General features: G+C 38.0%; 27 protein-coding genes, 17 tRNA genes and 3 pseudogenes. 37 read left to right on the forward strand and 10 right to left on the reverse strand.

What is annotated here, in order from left to right; all coding sequences use genetic code 11:
* The first annotated feature begins 110 nt into the window (after positions 1-110).
* Positions 111-743 (forward strand): trimeric intracellular cation channel family protein, encoded by a 633-nt coding sequence (locus L8T27_RS24450; protein WP_233318041.1) that lies wholly within the window; start codon positions 111-113, stop codon positions 741-743.
* 411 nt (positions 744-1,154) lie between these two features.
* On the opposite strand, the gene pdxR is transcribed toward L8T27_RS24450, so the two are convergent.
* Positions 1,155-2,552, reverse strand: coding sequence for a MocR-like pyridoxine biosynthesis transcription factor PdxR (gene pdxR / locus L8T27_RS24455; protein WP_237943508.1), 1,398 nt, complete (start codon positions 2,550-2,552; stop codon positions 1,155-1,157).
* A gap of 139 nt (positions 2,553-2,691) precedes the next feature.
* Here pdxR and L8T27_RS24460 point away from each other — a divergent pair, with 139 nt between their 5' ends.
* From L8T27_RS24460 to L8T27_RS24585, 26 genes are all read left to right on the forward strand, one after another.
* Positions 2,692-3,219 carry an ECF transporter S component gene (locus tag L8T27_RS24460; RefSeq protein WP_233318035.1) on the forward strand — a complete coding sequence of 176 codons (528 nt, stop codon included), beginning with the start codon at positions 2,692-2,694 and terminating at the stop codon, positions 3,217-3,219.
* 267 nt (positions 3,220-3,486) lie between these two features.
* Positions 3,487-3,561: transfer RNA gene (locus L8T27_RS24465), tRNA-Glu, on the forward strand.
* 6 nt (positions 3,562-3,567) lie between these two features.
* Positions 3,568-3,643: transfer RNA gene (locus L8T27_RS24470), tRNA-Val, on the forward strand.
* Positions 3,644-3,650: 7 nt separating this feature from the next.
* Positions 3,651-3,726, forward strand: a tRNA-Thr gene (locus L8T27_RS24475).
* A gap of 16 nt (positions 3,727-3,742) precedes the next feature.
* Positions 3,743-3,818: transfer RNA gene (locus tag L8T27_RS24480), tRNA-Lys, on the forward strand.
* Between the two features lie 5 nt (positions 3,819-3,823).
* Positions 3,824-3,908: transfer RNA gene (locus L8T27_RS24485), tRNA-Leu, on the forward strand.
* A gap of 18 nt (positions 3,909-3,926) precedes the next feature.
* A tRNA-Gly gene (locus L8T27_RS24490) sits at positions 3,927-4,001 on the forward strand.
* Positions 4,002-4,016: 15 nt separating this feature from the next.
* A tRNA-Leu gene (locus L8T27_RS24495) sits at positions 4,017-4,105 on the forward strand.
* Between the two features lie 18 nt (positions 4,106-4,123).
* Positions 4,124-4,200, forward strand: a tRNA-Arg gene (locus L8T27_RS24500).
* A gap of 3 nt (positions 4,201-4,203) precedes the next feature.
* Positions 4,204-4,280, forward strand: a tRNA-Pro gene (locus tag L8T27_RS24505).
* 19 nt (positions 4,281-4,299) lie between these two features.
* Positions 4,300-4,375 (forward strand) — tRNA-Ala (locus L8T27_RS24510).
* Positions 4,376-4,379: 4 nt separating this feature from the next.
* Positions 4,380-4,472, forward strand: a tRNA-Ser gene (locus L8T27_RS24515).
* Positions 4,473-4,494: 22 nt separating this feature from the next.
* A tRNA-Met gene (locus tag L8T27_RS24520) sits at positions 4,495-4,568 on the forward strand.
* Positions 4,569-4,571: 3 nt separating this feature from the next.
* Positions 4,572-4,648: transfer RNA gene (locus tag L8T27_RS24525), tRNA-Asp, on the forward strand.
* Between the two features lie 3 nt (positions 4,649-4,651).
* Positions 4,652-4,725, forward strand: a tRNA-Trp gene (locus L8T27_RS24530).
* An 80-nt stretch (positions 4,726-4,805) separates the two neighbouring features.
* Positions 4,806-4,879: transfer RNA gene (locus L8T27_RS24535), tRNA-Gly, on the forward strand.
* A 4-nt stretch (positions 4,880-4,883) separates the two neighbouring features.
* A tRNA-Ile gene (locus L8T27_RS24540) sits at positions 4,884-4,960 on the forward strand.
* 20 nt (positions 4,961-4,980) lie between these two features.
* A tRNA-Asn gene (locus tag L8T27_RS24545) sits at positions 4,981-5,055 on the forward strand.
* 539 nt (positions 5,056-5,594) lie between these two features.
* Positions 5,595-7,337, forward strand: a complete 1,743-nt coding sequence (locus L8T27_RS24550; RefSeq protein WP_237943510.1) for a sensor histidine kinase — start codon at positions 5,595-5,597, stop codon at positions 7,335-7,337.
* 77 nt (positions 7,338-7,414) lie between these two features.
* Positions 7,415-8,086, forward strand: coding sequence for a response regulator transcription factor (locus L8T27_RS24555; RefSeq protein ID WP_233318029.1), 672 nt, complete (start codon positions 7,415-7,417; stop codon positions 8,084-8,086).
* A gap of 17 nt (positions 8,087-8,103) precedes the next feature.
* Complete coding sequence (locus L8T27_RS24560; protein WP_233318026.1) at positions 8,104-8,250, forward strand: teichoic acid D-Ala incorporation-associated protein DltX; 147 nt, start codon at positions 8,104-8,106, stop codon at positions 8,248-8,250.
* A 17-nt stretch (positions 8,251-8,267) separates the two neighbouring features.
* A complete protein-coding gene (gene dltA, locus L8T27_RS24565; protein ID WP_237943512.1) occupies positions 8,268-9,770 on the forward strand; it encodes a D-alanine--poly(phosphoribitol) ligase subunit DltA in 1,503 nt (500 codons plus the stop codon).
* Positions 9,767-10,924, forward strand: a complete 1,158-nt coding sequence (dltB, locus tag L8T27_RS24570; protein ID WP_237943514.1) for a D-alanyl-lipoteichoic acid biosynthesis protein DltB — start codon at positions 9,767-9,769, stop codon at positions 10,922-10,924. The genes dltA and dltB overlap by 4 nt, the downstream gene beginning before the upstream one ends.
* Positions 10,925-10,938: 14 nt before the next feature.
* Positions 10,939-11,175, forward strand: a complete 237-nt coding sequence (gene dltC / locus L8T27_RS24575) for a D-alanine--poly(phosphoribitol) ligase subunit DltC (RefSeq protein ID WP_237943517.1) — start codon at positions 10,939-10,941, stop codon at positions 11,173-11,175.
* A complete protein-coding gene (gene dltD, locus L8T27_RS24580) occupies positions 11,175-12,335 on the forward strand; it encodes a D-alanyl-lipoteichoic acid biosynthesis protein DltD (protein WP_237943519.1) in 1,161 nt (386 codons plus the stop codon). The genes dltC and dltD overlap by 1 nt, the downstream gene beginning before the upstream one ends.
* Before the next feature lie 386 nt (positions 12,336-12,721).
* Positions 12,722-12,898, forward strand: coding sequence for an IS110 family transposase (locus L8T27_RS24585; protein ID WP_237943520.1), 177 nt, complete (start codon positions 12,722-12,724; stop codon positions 12,896-12,898).
* 62 nt (positions 12,899-12,960) lie between these two features.
* Here L8T27_RS24585 and L8T27_RS24590 read toward each other — a convergent pair.
* Together L8T27_RS24590 and L8T27_RS24595 are read right to left on the reverse strand one after the other, a co-directional pair.
* Positions 12,961-13,212 (reverse strand): annotated as a pseudogene (locus L8T27_RS24590) (M24 family metallopeptidase); the annotation flags it as partial.
* A 268-nt stretch (positions 13,213-13,480) separates the two neighbouring features.
* Entirely contained in the window at positions 13,481-13,864 is a 384-nt protein-coding gene (locus tag L8T27_RS24595) for a RidA family protein (RefSeq protein ID WP_237943522.1), read from the reverse strand.
* A 105-nt stretch (positions 13,865-13,969) separates the two neighbouring features.
* Here L8T27_RS24595 and L8T27_RS24600 point away from each other — a divergent pair, with 105 nt between their 5' ends.
* Positions 13,970-14,308, forward strand: a complete 339-nt coding sequence (locus L8T27_RS24600) for a winged helix-turn-helix transcriptional regulator (RefSeq protein WP_237943524.1) — start codon at positions 13,970-13,972, stop codon at positions 14,306-14,308.
* Between the two features lie 227 nt (positions 14,309-14,535).
* Here L8T27_RS24600 and L8T27_RS24605 read toward each other — a convergent pair whose 3' ends face one another.
* The gene (locus tag L8T27_RS24605; protein ID WP_237943526.1) at positions 14,536-14,892 is read right to left on the reverse strand and encodes a winged helix-turn-helix transcriptional regulator; all 357 of its coding nucleotides are present in this window, start codon (positions 14,890-14,892) and stop codon (positions 14,536-14,538) included.
* Between the two features lie 164 nt (positions 14,893-15,056).
* Here L8T27_RS24605 and L8T27_RS24610 point away from each other — a divergent pair, with 164 nt between their 5' ends.
* The gene (locus L8T27_RS24610) at positions 15,057-15,806 is read left to right on the forward strand and encodes an SDR family NAD(P)-dependent oxidoreductase (RefSeq protein WP_237943529.1); all 750 of its coding nucleotides are present in this window, start codon (positions 15,057-15,059) and stop codon (positions 15,804-15,806) included.
* 344 nt (positions 15,807-16,150) lie between these two features.
* Here the strand turns inward: L8T27_RS24610 and L8T27_RS24615 are convergent, their stop codons facing one another.
* The 5 genes and pseudogenes from L8T27_RS24615 to L8T27_RS24635 form a co-directional block, all read right to left on the reverse strand.
* Positions 16,151-17,389, reverse strand: coding sequence for an IS110 family RNA-guided transposase (locus tag L8T27_RS24615; protein ID WP_237943046.1), 1,239 nt, complete (start codon positions 17,387-17,389; stop codon positions 16,151-16,153).
* A 376-nt stretch (positions 17,390-17,765) separates the two neighbouring features.
* Complete coding sequence (locus tag L8T27_RS24620; protein WP_233317998.1) at positions 17,766-18,203, reverse strand: EVE domain-containing protein; 438 nt, start codon at positions 18,201-18,203, stop codon at positions 17,766-17,768.
* A gap of 5 nt (positions 18,204-18,208) precedes the next feature.
* A complete protein-coding gene (locus L8T27_RS24625) occupies positions 18,209-18,601 on the reverse strand; it encodes a rhodanese-like domain-containing protein (protein WP_233317995.1) in 393 nt (130 codons plus the stop codon).
* Between the two features lie 18 nt (positions 18,602-18,619).
* On the reverse strand, positions 18,620-19,039 hold the full coding sequence (locus L8T27_RS24630) for a MarR family winged helix-turn-helix transcriptional regulator (RefSeq protein ID WP_233317993.1): 420 nt from the start codon (positions 19,037-19,039) through the stop codon (positions 18,620-18,622).
* A 373-nt stretch (positions 19,040-19,412) separates the two neighbouring features.
* A pseudogene (locus L8T27_RS24635) lies at positions 19,413-19,625 on the reverse strand (IS110 family transposase); the annotation flags it as partial.
* 339 nt (positions 19,626-19,964) lie between these two features.
* Here L8T27_RS24635 and L8T27_RS24640 point away from each other — a divergent pair.
* Both L8T27_RS24640 and L8T27_RS29000 read left to right on the forward strand, forming a co-directional pair.
* The gene (locus L8T27_RS24640; RefSeq protein ID WP_237943531.1) at positions 19,965-20,324 is read left to right on the forward strand and encodes an NTTRR-F1 domain; all 360 of its coding nucleotides are present in this window, start codon (positions 19,965-19,967) and stop codon (positions 20,322-20,324) included.
* A gap of 353 nt (positions 20,325-20,677) precedes the next feature.
* Positions 20,678-20,818 (forward strand): hypothetical protein, encoded by a 141-nt coding sequence (locus L8T27_RS29000; RefSeq protein ID WP_411411868.1) that lies wholly within the window; start codon positions 20,678-20,680, stop codon positions 20,816-20,818.
* Positions 20,819-20,845: 27 nt separating this feature from the next.
* Here the strand turns inward: L8T27_RS29000 and L8T27_RS24645 are convergent.
* A pseudogene (locus L8T27_RS24645) lies at positions 20,846-21,508 on the reverse strand (sodium:solute symporter family transporter); the annotation flags it as partial.
* Positions 21,509-21,880: 372 nt separating this feature from the next.
* On the opposite strand from L8T27_RS24645, the gene L8T27_RS24650 reads away from it, so the two are divergent.
* The 6 genes from L8T27_RS24650 (at position 21,881) to L8T27_RS24675 (ending at position 26,653) form a co-directional block, all read left to right on the forward strand.
* Positions 21,881-22,735 (forward strand): ABC transporter ATP-binding protein, encoded by an 855-nt coding sequence (locus tag L8T27_RS24650; RefSeq protein WP_349238814.1) that lies wholly within the window; start codon positions 21,881-21,883, stop codon positions 22,733-22,735.
* Positions 22,728-23,381 carry an ABC-2 transporter permease gene (locus tag L8T27_RS24655; RefSeq protein WP_233317985.1) on the forward strand — a complete coding sequence of 218 codons (654 nt, stop codon included), beginning with the start codon at positions 22,728-22,730 and terminating at the stop codon, positions 23,379-23,381. Before L8T27_RS24650 ends, L8T27_RS24655 begins: the two co-directional genes overlap by 8 nt.
* Positions 23,381-23,746: a GntR family transcriptional regulator gene (locus L8T27_RS24660; RefSeq protein WP_233317983.1), complete on the forward strand. Its 366-nt coding sequence runs from the start codon at positions 23,381-23,383 to the stop codon at positions 23,744-23,746. The genes L8T27_RS24655 and L8T27_RS24660 overlap by 1 nt, the downstream gene beginning before the upstream one ends.
* Before the next feature lie 646 nt (positions 23,747-24,392).
* Positions 24,393-25,088 carry an FAD-dependent monooxygenase gene (locus L8T27_RS24665; protein WP_237943537.1) on the forward strand — a complete coding sequence of 232 codons (696 nt, stop codon included), beginning with the start codon at positions 24,393-24,395 and terminating at the stop codon, positions 25,086-25,088.
* A 9-nt stretch (positions 25,089-25,097) separates the two neighbouring features.
* The gene (locus L8T27_RS28840) at positions 25,098-25,556 is read left to right on the forward strand and encodes an FAD-dependent monooxygenase (protein WP_282581450.1); all 459 of its coding nucleotides are present in this window, start codon (positions 25,098-25,100) and stop codon (positions 25,554-25,556) included.
* A gap of 551 nt (positions 25,557-26,107) precedes the next feature.
* On the forward strand, positions 26,108-26,653 hold the full coding sequence (locus L8T27_RS24675; protein ID WP_233317978.1) for a DUF3841 domain-containing protein: 546 nt from the start codon (positions 26,108-26,110) through the stop codon (positions 26,651-26,653).
* Positions 26,654-26,952 lie beyond the last annotated feature (299 nt).

Genomic DNA, 26,952 nt, shown 5'->3' on the forward strand with positions numbered 1-26,952 from the left:
GATTTATAATGGCCCAATGAACAAAAAATAAATTTAGGTTGTATAAATGCATAGTCAGAATTTATAATTATATGGGTTATTAAAGAAATAAAGATAGGAGCAAAAGAGTTATGTCCTGGGACATTTGGAATTATCTCGGCACTATCGCATTTGCGATTAGTGGGGCGCTTATTGCCTCGGAAGAAGATTATGACCTGATCGGATACTATGCATTAGGCTTTATAACTGCTTTTGGAGGCGGAGCTATACGGAATTTATTGATAGGGGTGCCAGTTTCGGCATTATGGGAACAAAACACATTATTTCTACTAACATTCCTATTGATTACGGTCATATATTTTATACCTATTCAAAAAATTGTTAGTTGGAAGCATTGGTATTATTCATTTGGTCTAACAGATGCGGTTGGATTAGTGGCTTTCGCCATTCAAGGTGCTCTTTACGCGAAAAATTCAGGATTACCTGCAAGTGCTAGTATTGCTTCTGCTTTATTAACCGGTGTAGGTGGAGGTATCATTCGAGATGCCTTAGCGAAAAGACAGCCATTTGTTTTTAAATATGAACTATATGCTTTTTGGACTATCATTACGGGGGCTTTAATAGGTCTTAATTTTATTAATGGGACTATCGAAACTTACGTATTATTTATAGTAATTGTTGTCTTAAGGATGTTGTCTTTAAAATATAAATGGCATATTCCAAGGCCAAAAAGACAAGCATCTAATACTGAAAAAGCAATTTAATCATAGTGAAATTTTCTTCGAGCAGGGCACACCAGATAAAAAAGAAGTCTGGGATAAGCATTGTTGCAGGAACTTTTTATTGAAATAACTCCTAGTGAGTGGCTGTTTTATTTAAACAGGAATAACAGTGAAGATTTGTGAAATGAATGATTTAGTTTTATAAGGTTTAAATCATGCTGCCGCAACGGTAGCTTTTTTTTATGTGAAAAAAGGGTTATTAAAAAGATCAAAATTGATAAAATCGCTCCGTCAAAAATTAAAGCCTCGAAAAAGACTTTTGAACACCCAAAAGGGGGATTTGTTATCTCAGAACTACAGTTAGGAAGAGGGTAACTAAATAAAAAAACTGTCAAAACCACATAGTCATAAAAATACCGGAAAGCTCTTCCGGCATTTTATGACTGCCTTTAATTATTTTGCTATTCCCCAACACTGCATTAATTGGTGAATACTGTCCTCGATTTTTTCTAGTGGAATACCGCCAAATCCTAACAAAAATGTTGGATACTTATATTCTATTGGTTTTAACAGATAATCAGTTACCGGGTAAATGGCGATGGAGCTTTCTGCCGCAATTGTTTTTAACTCCTTTTCACTTTTCTGCAGGGGAAGGGAAATTAAAATATGCATCCCAGCCTGATCTCCGGTGATAATGACTTCAGGATAATCTGTTTTAAAGATATGGGTCAGTTTATCAAGCTTTTTATGGTAAATTTTCCGCATACGGTTTAGGTGTTTTGAAAAATAACCGTCTTTCATGAAGCTGGCTACTATATGCTGGTCAAATCTCGGAACTGTTGCTGAATAATAACTGAAAGTTTCTTTATATTTTTTTAGCAATGTTGAAGGCAAAACAAAATAAGCCACTCGTAATGAAGGCATTAATGACTTGGTAAACGTACTCAGATAAATCACCTTATCGTTTTTGTCCATTCCTTGCAATGCGGGAATCGGTTTTCCAGTGTAACGAAATTCACTGTCGTAATCATCTTCAATGATGTAGCGATTTTCAACTTTTGCTGCCCAATGCAATAACTGTGTTCTTCTCGTGGCGGAAAGAACTGCACCTGTCGGAAATTGGTGCGAAGGTGTGATGTAAACCACATTTGCGTTTGTTTTTTTTAGTTCATCTACAATTAATCCATCTTCATCAACTGGAATCGGAATTGCTTTGTTTTGCAGATGAATTCTTGGGATTGCTGAATAGCCAGGATTTTCGAGGGCGAAGTTTGAATCATTTTCAAGCAGCCTTAAAATCATAGGAAGAAGTTGTTCCGTCCCAGAACCAATCACTATTTGCTCCGGTTTACACACAATCCCCCTTGATTGATAAAGATATTTTGCTATTTCAGTCCGTAACGCGTATTCTCCTTGGGGTTCTCCAATCTGCAGCAGCTCCTTGGAAGGAAGATCATATAGATTTTTTGCATATTTTCTCCACTGTGAAAAAGGAAAGGAATCTGTATCAATTTTTCCTGGGTGAAAGTCAAACTGGATAATTTTTTCCTCAGTATCCTCCACTGGCAGCTCGACCTGCTCTGTTCCGATATAAGGTAATTCATTAATATCCTCTACAAAAAAACCAACCCGCGGTTTTGAGACAATAAAGCCCTCTGCAATCAGCTGAGCATATGCAACTTCTACGGTTGTTTGACTGATATTTAAAAATTCGGCCAACTTTTTTTTAGATGGCAGCTTCGTTCCAACTTCAATTTGTTGGCTCAAAATGGCGGTTTTAATTCCAATATAAAGCTGTTCATACAAGGGTTTTGTTGCATGTTTATTCAATTCAAACATAAGCATATCCATTCAAGAATCCTCCTCTCTGACCATGTTATATTTTAAAAAAGTGGCACTTTTTATATTGTCAGATTTCATTATACTAGTAATCATTAAAGAAGTGGAGATTCTTTTGAACACACACTCCGAAATAACGAGGGGGATTTACATGTTTACGACAGAACATAATAAAACGAGAACTCTGGTTCTTAATGCACTTTTTATTACCTTAACTTTCCTAGCTACTATGTTTATCAACATTAGGCTGCCACTGATGGGTAACGGGGGCCTCATTCATTTAGGTAACGTGCCGCTTTTGATTGCTGCCTTTGTATTTGGTAAAAAATCAGGCGCAATAGTGGGAGCCTTCGGAATGGCTCTGTTCGATATTGTTTCAGGCTGGACATTATGGGCTCCGTTTACATTTGTTATCGTTGGTGCAATGGGATATGTAGCTGGCCTTATTGCTGAAAAGATGCCTGGCAAAAAGGTATACGTACACGTACTGGCAGTGGCTGTTGCCCTTATTATCAAAGTTGTCGGCTACTATTTTACAGAAGTTATCCTTTATAGCAACTGGATTCAGCCGTTCGGCTCTATCCCAGGTAACATCATGCAGCTCGTTATTGCCGGCATCATCGTCGTGCCTCTAGCAAATGGGTTTAAGCAAAGAATTGGGCGTTCTAAATCAATCTAGTTTTGATGACCGGCTCTGTCCGGTCTTTTTGTTCGAATACTTTTGTAGCGTGAAGTTTTTAATGAAGCGGGAGTTACCTTAATATCAGTAAAAGTGGTGGCTAAGACCCAATTTAAAATGTCTAATCCACATGGAGGGTTAGCCACTTATATAAATTTATTTAAAAAAACTATAAAAAATATGTTGACGAATATAATATAGTTTTTATATAATAACTTTTGTCGCCAAATAAGAAGTTTACTTGGCTACTAGAATTAATGGTAAACTGGCCCATTGGTCAAGCGGTTAAGACACCGCCCTTTCACGGCGGTAACACGGGTTCGAATCCCGTATGGGTCACCAATATTTGGAGGATTAGCTCAGCTGGGAGAGCATCTGCCTTACAAGCAGAGGGTCGGCGGTTCGATCCCGTCATCCTCCACCATATAAATGCCGATGTAGCTCAATTGGTAGAGCAACTGACTTGTAATCAGTAGGTTGGGGGTTCAAGTCCTCTCGTCGGCACCATCTTTTAAAATGAGATGAGTCATTAGCTCAGTTGGTAGAGCATCTGACTTTTAATCAGAGGGTCGCAGGTTCGAATCCTGCATGACTCACCATTTACGCGGGTGTGGCGGAATTGGCAGACGCACTAGACTTAGGATCTAGCGCCGCAAGGCGTGGGGGTTCGACTCCCTTCACCCGCACCATTTAATTTCATACTCTAAGCGGAAGTAGTTCAGTGGTAGAACACCACCTTGCCAAGGTGGGGGTCGCGAGTTCGAACCTCGTCTTCCGCTCCAATTTTTAAAAACAATGCCGGGGTGGCGGAACTGGCAGACGCACAGGACTTAAAATCCTGCGGTAGGTGACTACCGTACCGGTTCGATTCCGGTCCTCGGCACCATTGTTTTTCGAAAATTTAGCGCCCGTAGCTCAATTGGATAGAGCGTCTGACTACGGATCAGAAGGTTATGGGTTCGACTCCTTTCGGGCGCGCCATATCGGGAAGTAGCTCAGCTTGGTAGAGCACTTGGTTTGGGACCAAGGGGTCGCAGGTTCGAATCCTGTCTTCCCGACCATTAATATCCCAAAAATAACGGGGCCTTAGCTCAGCTGGGAGAGCGCCTGCCTTGCACGCAGGAGGTCAGCGGTTCGATCCCGCTAGGCTCCACCAATACGGAGGAATACCCAAGTCCGGCTGAAGGGATCGGTCTTGAAAACCGACAGGCGGGTCAAACCGCGCAGGGGTTCGAATCCCCTTTCCTCCTCCATTAGTTAAATAAATAATATTATCGCGGGGTGGAGCAGTCTGGTAGCTCGTCGGGCTCATAACCCGAAGGTCGCAGGTTCAAATCCTGTCCCCGCAATCTGGTCCGGTAGTTCAGTTGGTTAGAATGCCTGCCTGTCACGCAGGAGGTCGCGGGTTCGAGTCCCGTCCGGACCGCCATTTAGGAGTATAGTTTAAAGGTAGAACAGAGGTCTCCAAAACCTCCGGTGTGGGTTCAATTCCTACTACTCCTGCCAATAATAATATTATGGCAGGTGCTTAACAGTTCGAATGAACCAGTTTAGCCATATTTTAAATCTTTTTTAAAACCTATTATGCGGGTGTAGTTTAATGGTAAAACCTCAGCCTTCCAAGCTGATGTCGTGAGTTCGATTCTCATCACCCGCTCCAATATGGGCCTATAGCTCAGCTGGTTAGAGCGCACGCCTGATAAGCGTGAGGTCGATGGTTCGAGTCCATTTAGGCCCACCATATAATACATACGTTTTTGTTCCGCAGTAGCTCAGTGGTAGAGCAATCGGCTGTTAACCGATCGGTCGTAGGTTCGAGTCCTACCTGCGGAGCCATTTTTTTACCTTAAAATACTGAATATTCAAACATATTAATGTGTACCTATAGTTGTTTTGATAGAACTACGGATTTTTAAGTCAATATAAGTGTTTAAATCCATTAATCGTTATTTGTTAGGCTTATGTCTAGTTAGCTAAACCGAAAATATTCCTTTAATAATATAATAGAGAAGTTTAGTGAGCATTAATCGATGAAAAGATTAATGCTCCTTTTATTGTGGAATTAACTGAAGCATCTAGTAGAAAAAATGTGAAAAAGGTTAACTTTGTGTAAGGACATTAATCAGTGCAGGCAGGCATCTAATTACTAGATGTTTTTTTAGTTTAAGTAAGTAGTTGATGTTAACAAGGCTGTCTAGAACATACATCTATTTTGCCAATGATACCTTCATTTCTGATGGAAATGCTCAAGTAAAAAAAGGTTCCACAACTTCAAAAAGATGGTTACTATATGAAGTGGTGTTTGTGGACACACAAAAAACATACGAATAGCTTAAGTTATTAATAAACAGTCGTATGAAATAAAGGAGTAGAACATGAGAAAACGCGGTATTACCGTTAAATTATTTGCTGTAACAGCTTTATTCTTTTTGGTGTTTTACGCCATGATTATGATATTTCAATTGTCATTATTTGATCGTTTCTATCAGCATCATAAAACGAAAGAAGCAGCAAATCGCATACATCAATTAGCAGAAGGTTATGAGGAAAACTCCTGGAGCGAAGCGGAACTGACAAAACAGACTTTATCTTACATGAGGAAGTCCAAAAGTCCGTTGACGATTGTGGACGAAGAAGGTTTTCAGTTAGTTCAGGATCCGTTTAATATTATGCTGGAAACAGGAGATGGAAATGTAGTAGAAGTATCGCTGTCCTTACTAGTCTCGTCTTACGGACAACAGTTACAAGCATTGAATATCAAAGAGGGAGATACATTGATTGTTCGAGGAGAACCAGATGCTAAGGTTCCTACGGTCATTTATCCATCTGTTATTACAAAGAATTCGTCAAGTGCAGGGGAAGATCCAATCGAGAATGAAGTGGCTATTGAAGGAAAGGTAAAAAGCATTTCGCTGCCTAAGGGTGTAATGATTAATAGAGGACTAGGAATACTCTATGATGCGTTGTTGGAATGGTTCCCGCTTGAGGAGGAACAGTTAAAGCAGCTTACTGAAGGGGAAAGTCTGCAGTTGGATTGGGTGGAATCATGGAGTGGAAAACATAATTTAGTACTAATTGAGCCAATTAAGAAAGATGGAGAAATGCAATTTATGTTCTCTGTCACATCTATTCAGGAAATTAAAGATACCAATGAAGCACTTCGAATATTTTATATATATATCGGCATTATTGGCTTTATTCTCATCATTTTGTTGTCGCTATTCTATTCCCGTCTTGTCAGCAGACCATTGATTAAATTGAATGAAATGGCAAAAAAAATGGTGCATCTAGACTTCTCATCGGCGAAGCCGATTAAGCAGAAGGATGAGCTTGGGAGCCTTTCGAACAATATGCTTGTTATGGCACAGAATTTAGATGTTGCATTAAATGACTTGAAACAAGCTAATGGAAAGCTAAAACGTGATATGGAAAGACGTGTGCAGATGGAAAAGGAGCAGCGCGAGTTCTTCGAGCATGCGTCCCATGAACTGAAGACGCCGCTCAGCATTGTCAAAAGCTTCGCTGAGGGGCTGCAGGATGGTGTTAGTCCGGATAAGCATGACCACTATGTAGAAGTGATCATTGAGGAGTCAGAAAAGATGGAAGTGCTTATTAAAGATATGCTCGATTTGGCTAAGTTGGAGAACGGTGCGATTAAACTAAGAAAAACATCTTTTTTGCTTAGTGAAATGATTGAGGTATTGGCCTCTAAATTATTCTGTATTGCACAAGAGAAAAATGTTGTCATTGAAATCATGCCGAAGAATGAACAGCATATTTTGGCGGATTATGAGTGGATGGAACGAGTAATGCAAAATCTTCTTATTAATGCGGTTCGGCACAGTGAGCCTAATTCTGTTATTGTGATTCGAATTGAATTGGATCAGGAAAATGGCGGTTGTGTGTTCAAAATTGAGAATAAAGGCCAGCAAATACCAAGTGAGCATCTGGATAATATTTGGAAAAGGTTCTATAGGACTGAATCTTCGCGAAGCCGAATGACAGGTGGTACAGGCTTAGGGTTGGCGATTGTCCAGCAAATACTTAACTTGCATGGATTTCATTATGGTGCGGAAAACATGCCAGACGGTGTACGTTTCTATGTTCATTTCAAATAATGGTAATAATTTCTTATTAGGACACATGAAAGACATATAACCTTGTTAATATCTATAAATTGGAAGGAAGATTCACGATGGGGAAGAAAGTATTGCTTGTCGAGGATGAAGTGAGAATTCGAGAAGTTGTAGCTGATTACTTCAAAAAGGACGGTTGGGAAGTGTATGAAACGGATAATGGCAGCAGTGCGATAGATTGGTTTGATGCCATTTATCCGGATTTAGTCATTCTCGATATCATGATGCCGCAAATGGATGGATTTGCTGTCACCAAGCAGGTACGAATGAGTTCTGGTGTACCGATTATTCTGCTGACAGCGAAATCCAGTGACGATGATAAAATTCATGGCTTTGAACTTGGGGCCGATGATTATGTTACGAAGCCATTCAGCCCAAAAGTATTAGTAGCACGTGCTAATTCTTTAATGAAACGGGCAAACGAACATTACTTGCCGACTGGTCATATGCTAAGCTTCGGTGAAGCAATCGTTAATACGAAGTCCCATCAGCTTCAGCTCGGGGGCCAACAGGTCGAATTGACGCCAAAAGAATATGAATTATTGGTGTTCTTGCTTCAGCATAAAAATAATGTCCTTTCACGGGAAACAATTTTGAATCACGTATGGGGATTTGACTTCGATGGTGATAGTCGAGTTGTGGATACACATATAAAAAAGCTAAGAGCTAAATTAAGCTTTGAATCACATCATATCCGGACTGTTATTGGAACCGGCTATAAATTTGAATAAAAGAAAGGAGAGAGAAGATGAATAAGCTTAAACAGCTGTATATGCACACTGGCGTCCGGTTTGCTTTACATACTTGTTTTTATTTGGCTATCCTCGTTACCTTGTTTTTGATGTACGGCTTCCATACGGCCAATACTGGCAACTATATTTATAATGATTTCTAAATGGAGAAGATAATAAAATGAAACTTTTAACTCGTATTGCACAGCATGCGGAAAGAAAACCGGAGCATATTGCATATCGTACAGAGGATCAGGTGCTGACCTATGGGATGCTTTGGGACAAATCGAGGAGACTAGCAAGCTTATTACATGCCATTCAGCTCGAGCGGCAGACGCCAATTGTTGTGTATGGCCATATGGCAACTGATATGCCGGTAGCGTTCCTTTCCTGTGTGCAGGCTGGATACCCTTATATACCGGTAGATACATCCATTCCAATGGAACGGGTGCGTCTTATCGTCGAAAAATCTGGTGCTGGATTAGTAATTAATACAACAGATAGCAAGCTGGATTTTGATAGTGTTGCAGTTTTACATATGCTAAACCTGGAATTGGAACAAGAAGAGCTTATTGGCGATGAGTACTGGGTCCATCTTGAAGAAGTTTTTTACACCATTTATACTTCCGGCAGTACAGGAAATCCGAAAGGTGTTCAAATAACTGCAGCAAATCTGCAATCTTTTACCGATTGGATGACAGGTGACTTTCCATTAGATGAAGGAAAAGTATTCTTGAATCAGGCGCCTTTTTCATTCGATTTGTCTGTGATGGACTTTTATCCAGCGTTACAGAGCGGAGGCTCCATTCATGCGCTAGAGAAAGATGTAAGCAATAAGCCGAAGCTTTTGTTTGAGAACTTGAGCCGCTCTGCCTTGCAAGTGTGGACATCGACACCATCCTTCGTGCAAATGTGTTTTCCAAATCCAGATTTTAATGACAAGATGCTTCCAGAGCTTGAAGTATTTCTTTTCTGTGGAGAAGTACTGCCGCTAGCTGTGGCCAAGGAGCTGAAAGCACGTTTCCCAAAAGCAAGGATTTTTAATACCTATGGGCCAACAGAAGCAACAGTGGCTGTGACGTCTATCGAGATTACAGAAGAATTGCTTGCGAAAGAGAAGGCTCTGCCAGTTGGCTACCCAAAATCTGATATGCGTATTTTCGTTGTGGATGAATTGGATAATCCGTTGCCAGAAGGGGAAAAAGGGGAGCTTATTCTTGCTGGGCCAAGTGTGTCAAAAGGCTATCTAGGTGAGCCGCTACTGACAGAAAATGCATTCGGCATGATTAACGGAATGAATGCCTATCGTACCGGAGATGCCGGCATTATTCAAGACGGGTTGGTGTACTGCCAAGGCAGAATGGATTTTCAGATCAAGCTTCATGGCTACCGGATGGAGCTGGAAGAGATTGAGTTCCACCTTAATCAGTCTGATTTTATTAAGGCTGCGATTATTATTCCTTATGCACCAAACGAAGAAATTGAATACTTGATTGCGGCAGTTGTGCCGGCGTACCATGATTTTGATAAGGAATACAAACTGACAGCTGCAATCCGCAAAGATATTGCTCTGCGCTTGCCAGCATATATGATTCCGCGTAAGTTCTCGTATCATACTTCTATTCCAATGACGATAAATGGAAAAGCAGACCGCAAGAAAATGAAGGAAGAGGTATTCGCATGACCCCGTATAGCTCGTTCCTTTTCTTTATTATTCTAGGTATCTTGCTTCTGCCGACAATGATACTCGGCATAATGGGCAAGCGCCTGCGTTATTATAATGTTTTTGTCTCAATTGTTGTATTGGCTATTATATTTTCAGGAGGGAACGCGGGCTTTTTCTCATTAGTAGTCTTCACCATCCTTCAAGTTATATTGGTCAAAGGCTATATTTCGTATCGACAGACAAAGAATAGCAGCCTCGTATTCTATGTAATAAGTTTTTTATCCATCCTGCCATTAATTTTAACCAAGATTTTACCGATTTTGGCAGTGGATAATTGGGCTAGTTTTCTAGGTATCTCTTATCTGACATTCCGAGCTGTCCAAATTATTATTGAAACAAGAGATGGTTTGATTAAGCAGCAGCTCTCGATTTTTAAGCTTGTTAATTTTATGCTGTTTTACCCGACAATTTCCTCGGGTCCTATTGACCGCTTCCGCAGATTCCAGAAGGATGAAGAAAAGCACTGGAAACCGGAGGAGTACAATGAGCTGCTATATAAAGGGATCAACAAAATCTTCCTTGGGTTTTTGTATAAATTTATAATCGGCTATTGCATTAATACGTACTTCATTATGAATCTAGATTATATAGCAGATGGTAAGTTTTCATATCACCTGTTGTACATGTACAGCTATAGCTTGTACCTATTCTTCGACTTTGCCGGCTATACGGCATTTGCAGTCGGAGTCAGTTATATAATGGGTATCCGGTCACCGGAGAACTTTAATAAACCATTTATCAGCCGCAACATCAAGGATTTCTGGAACCGATGGCATATGTCACTGTCGTTCTGGTTCCGTGATTATGTGTTCATGCGCTTTGTCTTCCTCATAAGGAAGAAAAAATGGATACAAAACAAAATGCTCGTTTCTAATTTAGGTTATATCCTGCTGTTCCTGCTGATGGGAGCATGGCATGGATTAGAAATTCAGTACATCATTTATGGAGCATATCATGCCATGATGATGACCGGATTTAATTTCTTCGAGACTTGGAATAAAAAACATAAACGCTGGCCAACAGGAAAAGCAATGACAATGGTGTCTATCATCATCACTTTCCATGTCGTTTGCTTCGGTTTTTATCTGTTTTCCGGCAAACCATTTCAATAAAAGGGGATATATAAATGAATTTTAAAGAAGAAGTACTACAAGTTATTGCAGAAGTTTGTCAAGATGATGTTGTGAAAGAAGAGCTTGATTTAGATTTATTCGATTCAGGACTAATTGATTCTTTTGGAACAGTAGAATTACTAGTTAAATTCCAGGATCAGCTTGATATTAATGTACCAATTACGGAGTTCGACCGAGATACATGGAATACACCAAATGCTATCGTTGACCGTCTGAATGAGTTGAAATAATGAAGAAAAAGTATTTGTTTGGACCAATCATTCTTGCATTGGTCCTGTTTGCCGGGGTGGTATTCGTACCCGTATCATGGCTGGCTAAGTTAGTTCCTGCTGATCGCTTGGAGGAATCGGCTATCAGTCTGGAGCCAAATATGTTTCAAGGAACCTATTTACAAAGTGAAATGCTCAAACATTCAAAGTATGTTCCGATTTATGGTTCTTCAGAATTATCGCGCTGGGATCCATTCCATCCATCAAATTATTTCGAAACGAACGCAGCTCCCTTCACACCTTATTTAGTAGGAAAAGGCGGAATGACCTCTATTATTCATGACTTAAACTTTGCAACACATGCCGCTCAATTGAAGAACAAGCAAATGGTCATCATCGTATCACCGCAATGGTTTGTAAAGCATGGTACAGACGAGCAGCATTTTGCACCAAACTATTCCTCCCTGCAAGCATACCAGCTTCCTTACAATAAGGAAGTGGACGAGCAGGTGAAACGAAAATTGATGCAACGCCTGATGACGTATAATGCAGTCAAGAATGATACCATTCTTTATCAGCTTTATGACGCTTATTTGAATGATAAAAAGACTAAGTTTAATATTTTATCCGTTCCTGCAAAGACCTATCTATCCGTACTGAAGAAAAAGGATTTGTACTTCACACTTCTGAATGATTCAACCACTAATAGGCATCAATCAGATGAAGTCAAGGACAAGACATGGGAAGAGTTGCAAACACAAGCTGATTCTTATGGAGAAGAACGAACACAGCAGTCCGAATTTTATATTGATGACAAAGTATATAATCATAAGAAGCACTCCATCAAGGAAATGAAAGGAAAGAATAAAGGCCGTTCCTATGCAGAATCACCAGAATACGATGATTTCCAGCTGATGCTTGATATACTCAAGCAATCTGGCGCCGAACCGCTTTTTGTCATTATCCCGGTTAATGGCACTTACTATGATTACACAGGCTTTCCCGAAAAAGGCCGGCAAGACTATTACACTCGTATAAAGACACAAATAAATGGTAGCGGGTTTACTTACGCCGATTACTCTGACTATGAATACGAACCTTATTTTATGCGTGACACAATTCATATCGGCTGGAAAGGCTGGGTATATTTAGATGAGGATATGCAGAAATTCCTTGAATAGCAGGAAGGGACGATTCACCTAATGGTGGGTCGTTTTTTTGCTATGAACAGTCTCGATTTTGCTAATAAGTAAAATTTACTACCAATAAATATTAAAAAATATCATAAGAAAATTATCCATAGAATTATCACTTTACTCACAAAAACATCCCATTATTGATATTCCATTATATTCTTAAAGCTGCCAAGTGGTAGATTTTTTATTTATTGTTAATAAAATGGCGGCATATCTTATTAAATGAAGATAAACTTTCTTGTGTCGCAAACGTGGCAGCATTCCTGTAATAAGTGAAAATGCGATTTGAATGAAAAAAGACCTCTTGATAAGATAAATATGTCCAAAGCTGGCGCGCTAAAAGAACAAAACATCTACTCGGAGGTCTCACTATGAATTATAACCAAAATCATAAAATAGCTCAAATTACACCTAAGACTTTAGTAATTGGAATTGATATCGCGAAACATCATCATGTAGCTAGAGCACAGGATGATCGTGGAATGGAGCTAGGTTCCACTTGCTTTTTTGATAATACACAAGAAGGATTTAAGACATTTATTAATTAGATAGTCAAATAAAAGAGTCATGCGGAATATAGTCTGTCATTACTGGGATGGAGCCTACAGGCCATTATTGTTTTCCCTGGTATACCATGTGCTACTTCATCGTTAACAGAAATACATGTATACCCAGGAAAATCATACATATATTGGGCCCTGAAATGGCCCTGTGCCCTTGGAGTAATTTTCCTGCCATGTCATCAAGCTCTTTTGTCGTAATACCAGGAACGGTACTTTTAATTAATTCCTCTCTAATTAGACTAACAATTTTTCCAATTTATTTTAAACCCTTTAATATCTTGTTCATTTTTAACAATCATCTAATGTCTCCTAGTTTGGTTATCTCGAATATTTATTGTGCTTATATGATAATAAGCGGTAAATAGATACCACCTTACTCTTGTGTCGCTATGAGGATATGGCGTAATTGAGGCAGGTTTATGACATAAGCAAGTATCATTACAGATAACAATATTATCTGTAATGATACTTGCTTTTAATTAATTCAAAATCATTACAGATTTAATTGTTATAATATGACCTAAATAGGGTTGACATAATTTACTTTGTGTTTAAAATGTAACTTGCTTATTCAGTGTGTGCGACAGCCTTGACTTCAATCAATTGCTCTGGGAATGCCAGGTAAGTCACGCCGATGAGGCTGCCAGCTGGTCTGTGTTGTTCTAGATATTCCTTGAACAGACTGATGACAGGCTCGGAGTGCTCTTGCGGATTTGTTAGAAAGATTTCCACATAAGCGAGGTTGGACTTCGTGACACCAAATTCCTCCAATACTCGATCGAGGTTCTCAAATGTTTGTCGCGTCTGAGCTTCAATATTCTCCTTGCCAATGAACATACCATCCTTATCGTGGGAAAATTGACCAGAAATATAGATAGTACTGTTGACGCTGTATCCTTGTGTAATGCCGTGATCCCATAGGTCGTGATTGTAGGTTTTAATATTAGTCATTTTTTCTCTCCTTTATTTCAAAGTAAGGTAAGTATAAAATGAAAACAAAGAAAAAAATAGTACGCACTATTTAGATAGCTACTACCAGAAAGGATAGTGTCAAATATGAGTATGGCTGATTTTAAAGAAAAGGTAAATATCCAAGAGACACCTTTCGGATATACATTGTCTGTTGTTGGAGGGAAATGGAAAATGTTAATTCTGTATCTCCTTTCGGAAAATCAACCCGTTCGCTTTAATGAGATGAAAAGAAGATTAGGTACTATCACCTTTAAAACATTGAGTTCACAACTGAAAGATTTGGAAGCAGATGGGATGGTTAGACGAAAAGAATATCCTCAAATCCCTCCTAAAGTGGAATACAGTCTTACACATAAAGGAGAAACGCTATTACCTGTTTTAGAACAGTTATGTGAATGGGGAGAAAAAAACCGTGATAATTAACTTCTTTTGTATAGTTAATGGGAACCCATTTGGAAACAGAGTGAGACTAATTGAGTATCTTACATTTTAGAACAGAAAACAGTTACCTAATTGGGTAGCTGTTTTCTGTTCTAAAAGTCGTACCAGCAACCCTGTAGTCGAGACAATCTTCTTCGAATTATTATGCCCTCATCCCAGTGCAACATAAAACACCCTAACATATAAGGTGTTAAAAGTTGTATTCCTTATTATGAAGCCTCTTCTGGTGGTACGATTTCGAATTCACCTTCTGCATACTCTTGCTCTGCATAATGGCCTCCCCATTGACAGAGCTCCTGCAAGATAGGTTTAAGAGATTCTCCAAGTTCAGTGGATGAATATTCAACCTTCGGCGGTACTTGATTATACATCTTTCTGCTCACGAGTCCACTGGCTTCAAGCTCTCTAAGTGTTTGAATCAGCATTTTCTGAGTTATATTTGGGACAATGCGCTTTAATTCACTTGTTCTCTTTGGTCCATTCATTAAAAAGTATAATACAAGACCTTTCCACTTTCCGCCAATAACTTCCTTTGTCACTTCAAAACCACAACTGAATTTTTTCATGTCTAAACCTCTCCATTCCACATTAATTACTTTTTAGTTACTATATCACAAAAAAGTGGGTACTTCCGATAATGTGCTTACTGAAGGATACTATATCTTGTAAGTTGTTCTTCAAGTACTTAAAGGTATTAGACTTAAAATAAAATTCTTAAGGAGTGTTAAGTATGGGTAAATTTGAGGGTAAAATAGCGCTTGTAACGGGCGGAACAAGTGGGATTGGTCTTGCTACTGCACAAAAGTTTGTAGACGAAGGTGCATATGTTTATATAACAGGACGCAGACAAAACGAACTTGATAAAGCTGTTAACCAAATTGGCAAGAACGTAACCGGTGTTCAAGGGGATATTTCTAAGCTTGAAGACTTAGACAAACTATATGACATTATAAAGCAGGAAAAAGGTAAGTTGGACATTCTGTTTGCTAATGCAGGCACCGGCAACTTCCTTCCATTAGGCGAAATTACGGAAGAGCAGGTTGATAGAACGTTCGACATTAACGTTAAAGGAACCATCTTTACTGTTCAAAAAGCATTATCGCTTTTCCCGAACAAAAAAGGTTCTATTATTGTAACGGGCTCTACTGCTGGATCAATTGGAAACCCAGCGTTTAGTGTATATGGAGCATCTAAAGCAGCATTAAGAGCATTAGTTCGCAACTGGATTCTTGACCTAAAAGGTACTGAAATCCGTGTAAATGTGGTTAGTCCAGGAGGTATTCTTACACCTGCATACGATGAGCTTTTTGGTGATGCACTTGAAGAAGTAATGGAAAATAGTAGAAATACTGTTCCAGCTGGAAAAGTTGGGACACCTGAAGAAGTAGCAAACGCTGTATCTTTCCTTGCTTCAGAAGACGAAAGCAGTTACTTGACGGGTGTTGAATTGTTCGTAGATGGTGGGCTAGCACAGGTTTAATTTAACGTCGCAGAAATTACAAATAGTCCCGGAAAAAGGTTAATGGGGCTTTACTTGAAGAAGTCAAATAAAAAAGTCGTTTTCCTCTAAGGACTGGGAATTCGACTTTTTTACGTTTGAATTTGCTTAACGTTGTAAATCCGCATTTTTCTGACGATCCCCTAAATGGTGTAAAAAGGATAAGTTTTTTAAGAAATGTACTTAAGCTAAACCAGCTAATAGTTTGTCAACATTTTTCAATAAAAAGATAAATAATCTCGTGGTATACTAAAAATGCACATGCCAAATAACCTACCGCTATATTTTAATTGGAAGGTTTTGTTGTATTTAGTTAGATATAGTTATTAATCTATATCTTGGAAAGTTGTTCGTTTTTTTAATAAGGCAAAGATCCAGTGTAAGAGCTTGTTTACACATGCAATAACGGCTACCCTAAAGGGTTTTCCTTCTTCTCGTTTCTTATCATAAAACTCTCTTAGTTTTCGATTGCGTGGAATAATCTCGTCGGTTGTCTTCTTTTTACGACTATCCCTTATACCACTTTGAACAGCCATATATAAGGCGTGGCGAAGTCTACATGAGCCACGTTTCGTTATTCGATTCACCGATGCGGTAAACCTCCCAGATGAGTACACACTAGGATCTATCCCAGCGAATGCAACAAGTTTCTTGGCATCATTAAATCGATCTATTTCTCCAATTTCGGATATAATCGTGGCAGCGATTTTTTCTCCGATTCCAGGGATAGATTGAAGAATATAATACTCTTCAATTTCTTTAGCGAGAGCATTTATTTCATCTGCAATCTTGGATAGATGCTCTTGGTATTGAAGAACTATCTTAATTAAAATTTCTAGATTGAAAATATGACTCTCATAGAGATTGTTTTGAAATGGATTACGTAGGGCAGCCTCTATTAACATTTGTGCCTTTTCCTCTGCCCAGGACACCGAACGATTCTTACATAATGAAGCTATTTTATCAGTTAATTCTTTTTCACTGACACTTAATACCGCCTTAGAAGTAGGGAATTCTAGTAAAGTAAGCAAAGATACTTTTGAGTATAAACTTCCGAAAACTCCTCGATACTCAGGGAATACCTGATCAATTAAGGAATGTAACTGTATTTTTGTTTTCGCTGAAATTTCTGCAATACTCTCTTGTTGCCTTGTTAGATTTCGAAGGTTTAAGAGTTGAATTCCTCGCTTCTTGTAAGGCTGTAGTTCTTCCTTATAATACAGTTCACAAAGATGATAAGCATCGATTGCATCTGTTTTAACTTTGCGTAGGCTTGAACTCTTGGCTCTATGTGAAATAAGAGGATTGACGAGAATATATACATATTTTTGTTCCTCTAAAAACTGAATAACTGGGGTGTGATAATGCCCAGTTGACTCTAATACAACCGAAGGTTGAGTACCCAAAGCTGCTTTTTCAACATCTTGAAGAAAATCTAATAACCTACCTAAACCCTCTAGATTATGTGTAATACTAAAACTCTTCCGATATGGTTTACCTTTATCTAAAAATGCTTGAACATGGCTTTCTCCTTTTGAAACATCCAGACCAATCACTGGATTCATACTAATTTCTCCTCCTTAAAAAGCATATTAGTCGGTAACCCCTAAACTCCTTGTAATATCATAGGTTCGCTTGTTAAACGGGTTCATTGTCCCAACCAGCCTGAAACATGTTTATACAAGTAGGGGGTGAACAGTTTAGCTGACGGGATTTATTCCCACGGGGGCGCCGTTCTACCCCGACTACCGTAATCATAAAACTAAAAAAAAAATGGTCAACCAGAAAAATCTGGCTAACCATATATTACGATCGGGGGTATTAATGCTCTATTAACTATAGCGCTAACGGGGCAGCATTCCTGTAATAAATGAAAACTTGTCTATGGAAAAACATGGAAGGGTAGCTAAATAATCAATGTAAAAAGGAGGTTAGAATGTTCTAATCTCCTTTTCTATTAACCATTTTTTCTGCTATTAGTTTAAAATCTTTTTCGCTTATTTCTATATGACCATATCGAAAGGAATAACCCCAGTATTTTGTATTTTTAATAAATGACAGTTTTGAAATTAGTGGTTTAATGGGTGTTTCAATGCTAGGAATAAAATCAATATTTCTTCGGAAAGGTACAAAATCATTTCCCATATTCACCTGAAAAACATCTTCATCAATAATTTTTCCTATAGCAGTAAATTTTTGATGAGGAGCACTTTCTTTATAATTAACCTTGGGAGAGTAATAAATTATCCAATCACCAGTGCTCATCTTTCTTAAAGGCGCTTGTTTGCCATGACAAAGCTGAGCGAATCCACCTTGGACTGCATTTAAAACATGATCACGAGAAGCAACACCAATCCAGTACCTTTTTTCATGATGCATTAGAGTTAGCATCCACAATTATCAGATGGATTAACATTTAGAGGAGCATCTGAGACAGGAAAATTCATTTCTTTCCACGCAGCTATCCCACCAGACAACTCTTTTACTTTGTAACCACGCTCTAACAAAAATACTGCTACTTTAGCTGCTGTATTACACCAGACATCCCAACAGTATACAATAATTTCTTTATTTTTAGGAATTTCATGTATTCGCTCTTGCAACTCTTGTTGAGGAATAATATTAGCATTTTTTATTGTTAGACTTCTTACATGTTCAGGACCGTTTCTTACATCAATTAAGAAGTATCTTTCTGGATCGACTTGTGCCGATCTTAAATAATCCATAGGACTAACAGTTGCTTCCAGACGTGCTTTAAAATAATCGAGTGCATTCATAAATAAATTCCTCCAGTTTTATAGTTGGTTCCAAATTTTCACAAGAAATTCCTTAAGCAATTGTTTTTCTTGATTGTTTAAAGGGGTGAGTACTTCTAATTCCGTTTCCATTAGAAATTCCCAACGTGAATCTAAAACTTGAGTCCCTTTTGATGTGATTAAAAGACTATAGGATCTTCTATCATTAGGATTTCTAGTTCTCTCTACAAATCCTAAAGTTTCTAGGTGATCGATATGGCTAACCATTGTCGTCCGATCAATTTGTAGATTTTCGGAAATATCCTTTTGTGAAGAATAAGGGTTTCCGCTAATAAATAAAAGGACTCCATATTGTCTAGCATTAATTTTATAAGGGGTCAGTCCTTCAGCAAATTTAGTTTCCATTTGTTGAAGAACTTTTCCTAGTAAAAAGCCATAAGATTGATTCCATTTTTCCAAGTGTAATATTCACCTCCTGGATTAATCAGTTTTACTAATAATCAGCATAACTGATTAATTGTTAAAATTCAAGTACTTACGTTCGTATATAAAATAAATAGTCAGTTAAAGTTTTCCTTTTATCAAATAAAGTTTTTAAGATAAGGTATTTTAACTAGGGGGGACGACTTCTGATTCTCTTTTTTATGTCAATAAATGACGAAAAAATATAAATTTGTTAACGATTTCACTAAGACAAAACCAGCCAATAGTTTGTCAACATCTTTTAATAAAAACTTAAAATCTATAATGGTATACTAAAAATATGCATGCCAAATAACCTTCCTGTATCCTTAGTTTGGAAGGTTTTTCATAGTCTTGATTGGTTTGGTTACTATGCAATATCTTGGAAAGTGGTTCTGTTCTTTAATAGGGCAAATATCCAGTGTAAAAGTTTATTTGCACACGCAATTACAGCTACTTTAAAAAGTTTACCTTCACTACGTTTCTTATCGTAAAATTCTCTTAATCTCTTGTTTCTAGGGATTATTTCATCAGTAGTTTTCTTTTTACGTGAGTCTCGTATTCCAGATCTCACGGCCATGTACTAACTTATGGGAACAATAATGAGATCTTTTTTCACGTATTATATTCTATATATTTAGTATTTAAACCAAAAAGGTGTACATTTTAGTACATCTTTTTGGAGAGAAAATAGATGAGTTTACAGGATATAATATGTACATTTAAGTATGTTGAACTGATTATTTCATCCATTTTAATAACTTTAAAAACCACTGATATTTACAGTGGTTTTTTATTTATGTCTTAACTGACTTCAAAAATGTGCTATTAACTAGAACATTATATAGAGTAGTGCTCAGACAATTTAATTAAAAACTCATATTATATTCGTATACAAAATACTTCCGAAAGGAGTAGATAGATGAGTTTATTAAATTTAATCACTAATAGTGGATTTGAAACAGGAAATTTAAATGGTTGGGTTTTCCCTGAAAATTCCACTGTTACAAATCAGTATTCTCATTCGGGAACATATTCTGCTTTGCTTGAACAGGGAATTGAACCGGCCTATATTGGAAAATTTGTCCCTGCCGGAACGGGGGAGAATTTAGAACTTATTGTATCTTTAGCTAAGGATAGTAATTTACAGTCTCCTGCAGTGTTAATTCAAGTTTTCTTTTTTGGACAAAATTTTGAGCTTATAGGAACTGGTTTATCGACCTATCTTCCAGCAAACAGGCTACCAAATGCACAAACAGCGATTGGCAAGAAGTATATTTAACAACTAGTACAGCACCTGCGGGTACTACTCAAGCATATTTGCTTATAAACTAAATACCGTTAGCAGCTGCTTCTAATATTTTAATTGATGATGTAGCGCTGCTAACTGCCACTGGAATAATAGGACCAACGGGTCCAGCGGGACCAACAGGAGCAACAGCACTTAATGATACTTTAAAAGAATTGCAGAATTCTAACCTAACAATTGCAAAATCAATTAATAACGAAAATAAAGAAAACAAACAATAAATACTTATTTTTGTTACTGGTATTGTTGTATTGGCACTAATAACTCTAAGTATCATCATCAGCCGAATGATTGTTCGTCCTATTAAAGAGGTTAAAGGCTTACTTATGGAAGCTGAAAATGGTGATTTTAGTGTTAAAGGTAATTATGCATCTAAGGATGAAATTGGCGATCTCAAAAGGAACTGCATCCTCGCTTGTTCCTATTGCGTTCAGCTTTTCTGGACTGCTTGTGGAGATTGTCTTTAATCCTCCGAGTATGTCCCCGTTTCCAAGAACAAAAAGTCCTATGATAGGAATTAACGTACATATGGCAATGAGACCAATGCCGATTAGACTGTCAGATACAGCGATTGCCTTCATTCCTCCAAATACTGCAAACAATGCTCCAATGATTCCTATAACCCAAACCATAGTCCATACTGACTGAGTGTAGGATAAACCAGTTAAGTTAGGAAGATCAAACAGTTTTAACACTCCGAGTGCTCCAGAATAAAGGGTTGAGGGAATTGTTACCAAAACATAGCCAAGCATAAACAGTACTACCACCATTTTGCGCACATCTTCATCAAAACGGTCTCTCAAAAACTGTGATAATGTAGTAAAAGCAACTCCTAAATAACGCGGCAACAGGATGAGTGCCATGATAATGATGGCCATAACAGAGGTGACTTCCCAAGCCATACTGGTCATGTTTCCTCCGTATGCTTGTCCGTTAAGTCCTACCATTTGTTCGGCTGACAAGTTATTTAAGATGAGAGCGCTTGCAATAAATCCACCAGACATTCCTCTGCCTGCAAGAAAGTAACCCTCAGTTGTGTCATTAATACCTCTTGATTTCCGATAATGTATAAACTCCGATAATTGCAATAAAAAAACACTCGATAATAAAGTGAACCAAATGCTGCTGTTTCCTTCCATTCCATCAATTCCTTTCATCCAAATCCTAAGTAGGTTAACTACTCGCTTAGTTCTGCAAGCAAAGAGAAGATACTCAACATAGTAAGGTGAAAGGCGAAAGATGTTACCAGATCTATATTCAACGTTAGCGATAGCCCTTTATATATACTTGTATTAATAAAGGCTATTCTTTATTTGATATTAAAGTTTAAAGACAAAGGTTTCTTTGCATTTATGTAATAGCACTGTATTTTGGTTCCTTAGTTAAATAAACTGTTTTAATGACCACCTGTAGGGTGGTTATTTCTTTTTAGAAGTGAGCAATCTCATGGTAGGTATTGACAGAATCATTTATATTAGATATATTGTGTATACACGATAATCACAATTTAATGAGGAGGGATGTATAGAGTGCTTGCATTGGACATTCGAAACGTAAATAAGAGTTACCAAAACTTTCAACTTAAAAACGTATCATTCCAACTGGAGAAAGGCTATATTATGGGTTTTATCGGTGCTAACGGCGCAGGGAAGACCACGACGATACAATCAATTTTGAATATGACCCACATGGATAGCGGGGAAATTCACATATTGGGGAAAAATATGGTTGAGTACGAACTTGAGTTGAAGCAGGAAATTGGATATGCCATGGGCGGCGTAGACTTTTATACCCGAAGCAAAGTAAAGGCCTTGACTGATGTAATTAAGAGGTTCTATGCCAATTGGGATAATGAAACGTACAGCAATTACCTTCGGAAATTCAAGTTGGATGAAAACAAAAGGATTGCCGAACTATCGATGGGAATGAAGGTGAAATACAGTATTGCCATTGCCTTATCCCATGGGGCAAAACTTCTTATTCTTGACGAACCGACCAGCGGGCTTGACCCGGTTGCAAGGGACGAATTGTTGGATATCTTCCAAGGACTCGTCGCTGACGGAGAAATTAGTATTTTGTTCTCGACCCATATTACTACAGATTTAGAGAAATGCGCTGATTTTATAACCTTCATTGAAAATGGGCAAATCGTCCGCAGTGGTGAGAAGGAAGAGTTTAAAGAGTCTTATCTTATTCTAAATGGTGCCACAACTCAACTGCACCAAGTGAAGGACAGATTGATCTCCTATAAGATAAATTCATTTGGATTTACGGGTTTGATTCTTGCAAAAGACTACGATTTCTCATGGAACATGAAGGCAGTAACACCGAGCCTTGAGGAGATTATGGTTTATTTTGCGAAGAAGGAGGTTGTGTATGTATAATCTGGTGATGAAAGATGTTAGATTGGCTGTCCCACCCTTTTTTTTCCTGTTTCCTTTCTTGTTTGGTGCTTTAATGCTCATTCCGGGTTGGATTTACTTTATTGTCCTGCTATATTTCTGCTGGATTACGATTCCGAATGTGTTCAACCAATTTAAAGCGCAAAACGATTTGATGTTTACGTCCGTGTTACCCGTTGCCAAAAAAGATATGGTAAAGGCAAGGATAATCGTTATCGTCGGCTTAGAGCTGTTGCATATTGTGACTGCGGCGATTTTCGGTTCCGTTTCCCTGATTTTATATCCAAATGTAACCTATTATTTCTTCCCACCAAATATGGGTTTCTGGGGCTTAAACCTTATCATGCTTGCAATTTTTAACATCATCTTTATCCCGATGTTTTATAAGACGGCTTATAGATTTGGCTTTGCGCTGTGCGCAGCTGTTACGGCCGCCATGCTTTTCGCCGGAATCTCGCAATGGCTTGGCATTCAAAATCCTATATTGAATGGTATTTTCTATGGAACCGATGCACAAGAAATGACGCTTCAAACATTCATTTTAATTGCTGGAATTTTGGTCTTTGCGTTGCTCTCCTTCATCGCCTATCGGCTTGCGGTCAAACGATTCCTTCGAGTGGAAATTTAATGAACATCGCAATCTCGAACGCATCTGACAAACCAATTTATCAGCAGCTTTATGAGCAAATTAGCTCCCAGATTCTAAAAGGAGAGTTGGAAAACGGCTATTGTCTCCCACCGATCCGACAAGCAGCTAAGGAGCTTACCATCAGTGTGATTACCGTTAAAAAGGCTTGGGAAGAACTAGAAAGATGCGGGTTGATCCATACCATAAAGGGAAAGGGTTGTTTTGTCGCCGAACTATCCAATGATATAAAAATGCAAATTCGTAATGAAATGATTCTTAATCAAATGGTTCTCGATACCTCCTACTACAAATCCTTCGGCCTTACCTTGGATGAGGTGTTGGAGATGATAAAGAAGGTATATTAGGGAAGAGGGGGGAGCTGTAGCAACAGCTCCCCCCGTTTTTTGTGATATGCACAATGCATTGAACCTACCATAAGTAGAATAAGCGAGTGTGATATATATTTAAAGAATGACGGAGATTAAACGATAAGTTTTATAACAGGGATCTTCAACTATATTTTTTTTGAAGTAGACACGAATAAAAGACTAATTAAAAGATTAGATAGGAGAGGTGATTAATTGGAACTCTTTGATATATAAATACTTTCTTTAAAGGCATAAATTAGGCAGGATACCTTAAATGGCAAAGAGAATAACTCCATTTTACCGAATAAAAGAAAATTGAGTATTTTTCTTTTGAAAATAGCATAGAAGTAATTGTTTAGAGTTATAAGAGGTTAAAGAAAAGCAATACAAGAACATTTCTAAGTTTAGGAGAAATTATTTCATTACAAGCTTTATAGGGATTAGTTGATGGAATCTTAAAAGAATACCCAGAGATGGTTGATAATCTGTCGGTTATACTGGTGCAACAAGTAATTTCGGTTATTTTTAATGAAAGGTGAATTATCAGTAGAAATCCACAAACATGGTTATTGAACACTATTTTTACACCTTATAAAGAACTTGCTAGTAGGTTAATTAAAATGAAGATGAGAGCGGTGATACCATGAAAGCAATTATCATAGGCGCAGGCATAGGAGGACTTAGCACAGCTATTGCTCTTCGGAAAATAGGGATTGACGTGAACGTTTTTGAAAGCAAGGATGAAGTACGTTTCTCAGGTGCAGGTCTTGCAATTAGCGCGAATGCTGTCCGGGCATTGCAGGAGTTAGGTGTAGGTGACCAGGTTGTTCGGGAAGGGAAGGTATTGGAGGAACTTCGTATCCTAACACCCACTGGGAAAGTCCTGCAACGGAAGGAGACAGCGTTAATAAGCCCCAAGTATGGAATTGACAATGTGGCGATTGAGCGTGGAAAGCTCCTGGAATTGCTAATGAGAGCTTTAGGTCAAGAGCAACTTGTCCATACTGGAAAGACTTGTAGGCGTTTTGAACAAAATGCTTTTGGGGTGACAGTAGAGTTTGAAGACGGTTCATCGGAGGAAGGAGATTTGCTAATCGCTGCGGACGGCATTCACTCCACCATTCGTGAGACACTGCTACCTAATGCAAAACCACGGTATGCAGGATATACCTGTTGGAGGGCGGTTGTCCAGACAGGTCCAAATTTGAAGGAATATGACTCGAAATTATTTACAGAAACTTGGGGTCGTAAGGGACGCTTCGGCTTGGTTCCTTTGCCGGACAACCGAATCTATTGGTTTGCATGTGTTAATGCCAAAGTAGATGAACCTCAATTTTAAACTTTTACTGTGCAGAATTTACTCAAGATTTTTGAAGGCTACCACGAGCCAATCCCTGGCATACTGGCGCAATCGTCTGTTCACCAATTTCTCCACCATGATATTTATGATTTGCCACCAATCGAGCGCTTTGCATTTGGAAACATTGTTCTGCTCGGTGACTCGGCTCATGCCATGACGCCCAATATGGGGCAAGGGGCCGGACAGTCTATTGAAGATGCAGTTATTCTCGCAGGACACTTAAAACGGAGTGCTACAATTAAAGAGGCATTGAAAAGATATGAAGACGAACGAATTGGGCGGACCAGTCTAATTGCAAAAATGTCAAACCGAATTGGAAGGGTTGCACAGTTGAATAACCGCGTTTCAGTATCTCTTCGAGATTCACTATTTCCTCATATACCAGCCAAGGTTATGGAGAAACAGTTGAAATATCTGTATGATGTGAAGTTCGAAGGGTTGCTGTAAATAACTTGAATTTAAATTAGCTGTAAACGGGACTGCAGGGCTCATGAAGAACAAGTCTAATCTAAATTCCCTAAAGAGCTTATGATGATGGTTATATGATATCCATTGGAACAAGTTGCTGAAGCTCACCGCTACATGGAAAAGGGGCACGAAAAGGGTATGTCATTATAACTTTGGCGTTAGATTGAGGAATTGTGTTAATGGGGTCAGGAAACACATATAACTTCTCTTCTTAAACTAACAGGGACGTTAGTTTAACTAGAATTATAATAGACCGGATAATTTTGAATCTAATTTTTTCCTCCTAATACGAAAGGAATAACTACGCTTAATCAACCCAATCATTAATTAGGATAAAAAGTCAGCCCATAAAATATTAGTACGAATTAAAAAAACAATTATGATTAAAAAATTCCTTTCTTTTTTAGTACGAGTTTGCAGTGGAAATTTACCTAATCATTGATAGTAATAGACACAGAACAAGCATTAAAGCTAAAATAATGAAACGTAGAAAAATAATGATGGGAAAAGAGATGTAAGGTTGGTGTAATATGAAAGTTTATACAGTACAACGGTTAGAAACATATTACCGAATGAGGGAACAAGGATATTTAATCGGTGATGAGAAGTTCGTTTGGGAAGACTTTAAGAAACCTTACCAATGGATGATGAAGCAAATGGAAAAGAAGATTGAAGGATACAACGGAAAGGACTACCCTATTTGGGTTTGGAAGAGAAAAGTTAATAGAAATGAACATGCTTTGCTTAGTAAAGGGATAAAAGGAGTAATACTTACTTTAGAAATACCTGAAGATAAAATTTTATGGTCTGACTTTGATCATTGGCATTTTGTACTTAATAATGGTCCAATTACAGAGTCAGAGGACGAATGGGAAAGATATTTAGAGGATGAGGAGAGTTATCCTACTGAAGATTCGTGGGAAAAAATTTTTGACTTTAATCTATTGAGAAGTCTCGATAATGACTGGAATGGTAAATTCAATGAAGACTGGATTCAAGGTGTTACACCAAAGATTACTATGAGTATGGTCAAAAAAGTAACAAGATTTATTGCTAAAGGTAGTAAACATTATTAATCCCTTTCTTATTAAAAGTCTTTCTCTCTGTGGATAAAGGTAAAATGCAAATATTTTGGAACAAACTTGGCAGCATTTCTGTATTAAAGGAAAATTTGTAAAATAATATATTTAGGCTATAGTTGAATTAGAGGAAAATCCTATATATCCAAAATTAATCTGACACGCCCCTATAGATTATATTTAATATTATTATCGCCTTGTGCCAGATAAAAAAGTAAAAGTATATTCGTATTTCAAGAAGCTTAATTGCTACCAGATAAATTTAGCAACAAAACGACCAAAAAGGTAAAAAATTA

Source organism: Niallia sp. Man26 (genome assembly GCF_022049065.2).
Taxonomy (GTDB): Bacteria; Bacillota; Bacilli; order Bacillales; family Cytobacillaceae; genus Niallia.

What these genes read in the sequence shown, in the direction of transcription:
- L8T27_RS24610 (WP_237943529.1), top strand. Translation starts at nt 15,057, where the DNA reads ATGGGTAAATTTGAGGGTAAAATAGCGCTTGTAACGGGCGGAACAAGT.
- L8T27_RS24665 (WP_237943537.1), top strand. Translation starts at nt 24,393, where the DNA reads ATGAAAGCAATTATCATAGGCGCAGGCATAGGAGGACTTAGCACAGCT.
- L8T27_RS24595 (WP_237943522.1), bottom strand. Translation starts at nt 13,864, where the DNA reads ATGACTAATATTAAAACCTACAATCACGACCTATGGGATCACGGCATT.
- L8T27_RS24640 (WP_237943531.1), top strand. Translation starts at nt 19,965, where the DNA reads ATGAGTTTATTAAATTTAATCACTAATAGTGGATTTGAAACAGGAAAT.
- L8T27_RS24615 (WP_237943046.1), bottom strand. Translation starts at nt 17,389, where the DNA reads ATGAATCCAGTGATTGGTCTGGATGTTTCAAAAGGAGAAAGCCATGTT.
- L8T27_RS24600 (WP_237943524.1), top strand. Translation starts at nt 13,970, where the DNA reads ATGAGTATGGCTGATTTTAAAGAAAAGGTAAATATCCAAGAGACACCT.
- L8T27_RS24550 (WP_237943510.1), top strand. Translation starts at nt 5,595, where the DNA reads ATGAGAAAACGCGGTATTACCGTTAAATTATTTGCTGTAACAGCTTTA.
- L8T27_RS24675 (WP_233317978.1), top strand. Translation starts at nt 26,108, where the DNA reads ATGAAAGTTTATACAGTACAACGGTTAGAAACATATTACCGAATGAGG.
- L8T27_RS24585 (WP_237943520.1), top strand. Translation starts at nt 12,722, where the DNA reads ATGAATTATAACCAAAATCATAAAATAGCTCAAATTACACCTAAGACT.
- L8T27_RS24460 (WP_233318035.1), top strand. Translation starts at nt 2,692, where the DNA reads ATGTTTACGACAGAACATAATAAAACGAGAACTCTGGTTCTTAATGCA.
- dltD (WP_237943519.1), top strand. Translation starts at nt 11,175, where the DNA reads ATGAAGAAAAAGTATTTGTTTGGACCAATCATTCTTGCATTGGTCCTG.
- L8T27_RS24655 (WP_233317985.1), top strand. Translation starts at nt 22,728, where the DNA reads ATGTATAATCTGGTGATGAAAGATGTTAGATTGGCTGTCCCACCCTTT.
- L8T27_RS24555 (WP_233318029.1), top strand. Translation starts at nt 7,415, where the DNA reads ATGGGGAAGAAAGTATTGCTTGTCGAGGATGAAGTGAGAATTCGAGAA.
- L8T27_RS24620 (WP_233317998.1), bottom strand. Translation starts at nt 18,203, where the DNA reads ATGCATCATGAAAAAAGGTACTGGATTGGTGTTGCTTCTCGTGATCAT.
- L8T27_RS24605 (WP_237943526.1), bottom strand. Translation starts at nt 14,892, where the DNA reads ATGAAAAAATTCAGTTGTGGTTTTGAAGTGACAAAGGAAGTTATTGGC.
- dltC (WP_237943517.1), top strand. Translation starts at nt 10,939, where the DNA reads ATGAATTTTAAAGAAGAAGTACTACAAGTTATTGCAGAAGTTTGTCAA.
- dltB (WP_237943514.1), top strand. Translation starts at nt 9,767, where the DNA reads ATGACCCCGTATAGCTCGTTCCTTTTCTTTATTATTCTAGGTATCTTG.
- L8T27_RS24560 (WP_233318026.1), top strand. Translation starts at nt 8,104, where the DNA reads ATGAATAAGCTTAAACAGCTGTATATGCACACTGGCGTCCGGTTTGCT.
- L8T27_RS24450 (WP_233318041.1), top strand. Translation starts at nt 111, where the DNA reads ATGTCCTGGGACATTTGGAATTATCTCGGCACTATCGCATTTGCGATT.
- L8T27_RS24625 (WP_233317995.1), bottom strand. Translation starts at nt 18,601, where the DNA reads ATGAATGCACTCGATTATTTTAAAGCACGTCTGGAAGCAACTGTTAGT.
- L8T27_RS29000 (WP_411411868.1), top strand. Translation starts at nt 20,678, where the DNA reads ATGGAAGCTGAAAATGGTGATTTTAGTGTTAAAGGTAATTATGCATCT.
- dltA (WP_237943512.1), top strand. Translation starts at nt 8,268, where the DNA reads ATGAAACTTTTAACTCGTATTGCACAGCATGCGGAAAGAAAACCGGAG.
- pdxR (WP_237943508.1), bottom strand. Translation starts at nt 2,552, where the DNA reads ATGGATATGCTTATGTTTGAATTGAATAAACATGCAACAAAACCCTTG.
- L8T27_RS24660 (WP_233317983.1), top strand. Translation starts at nt 23,381, where the DNA reads ATGAACATCGCAATCTCGAACGCATCTGACAAACCAATTTATCAGCAG.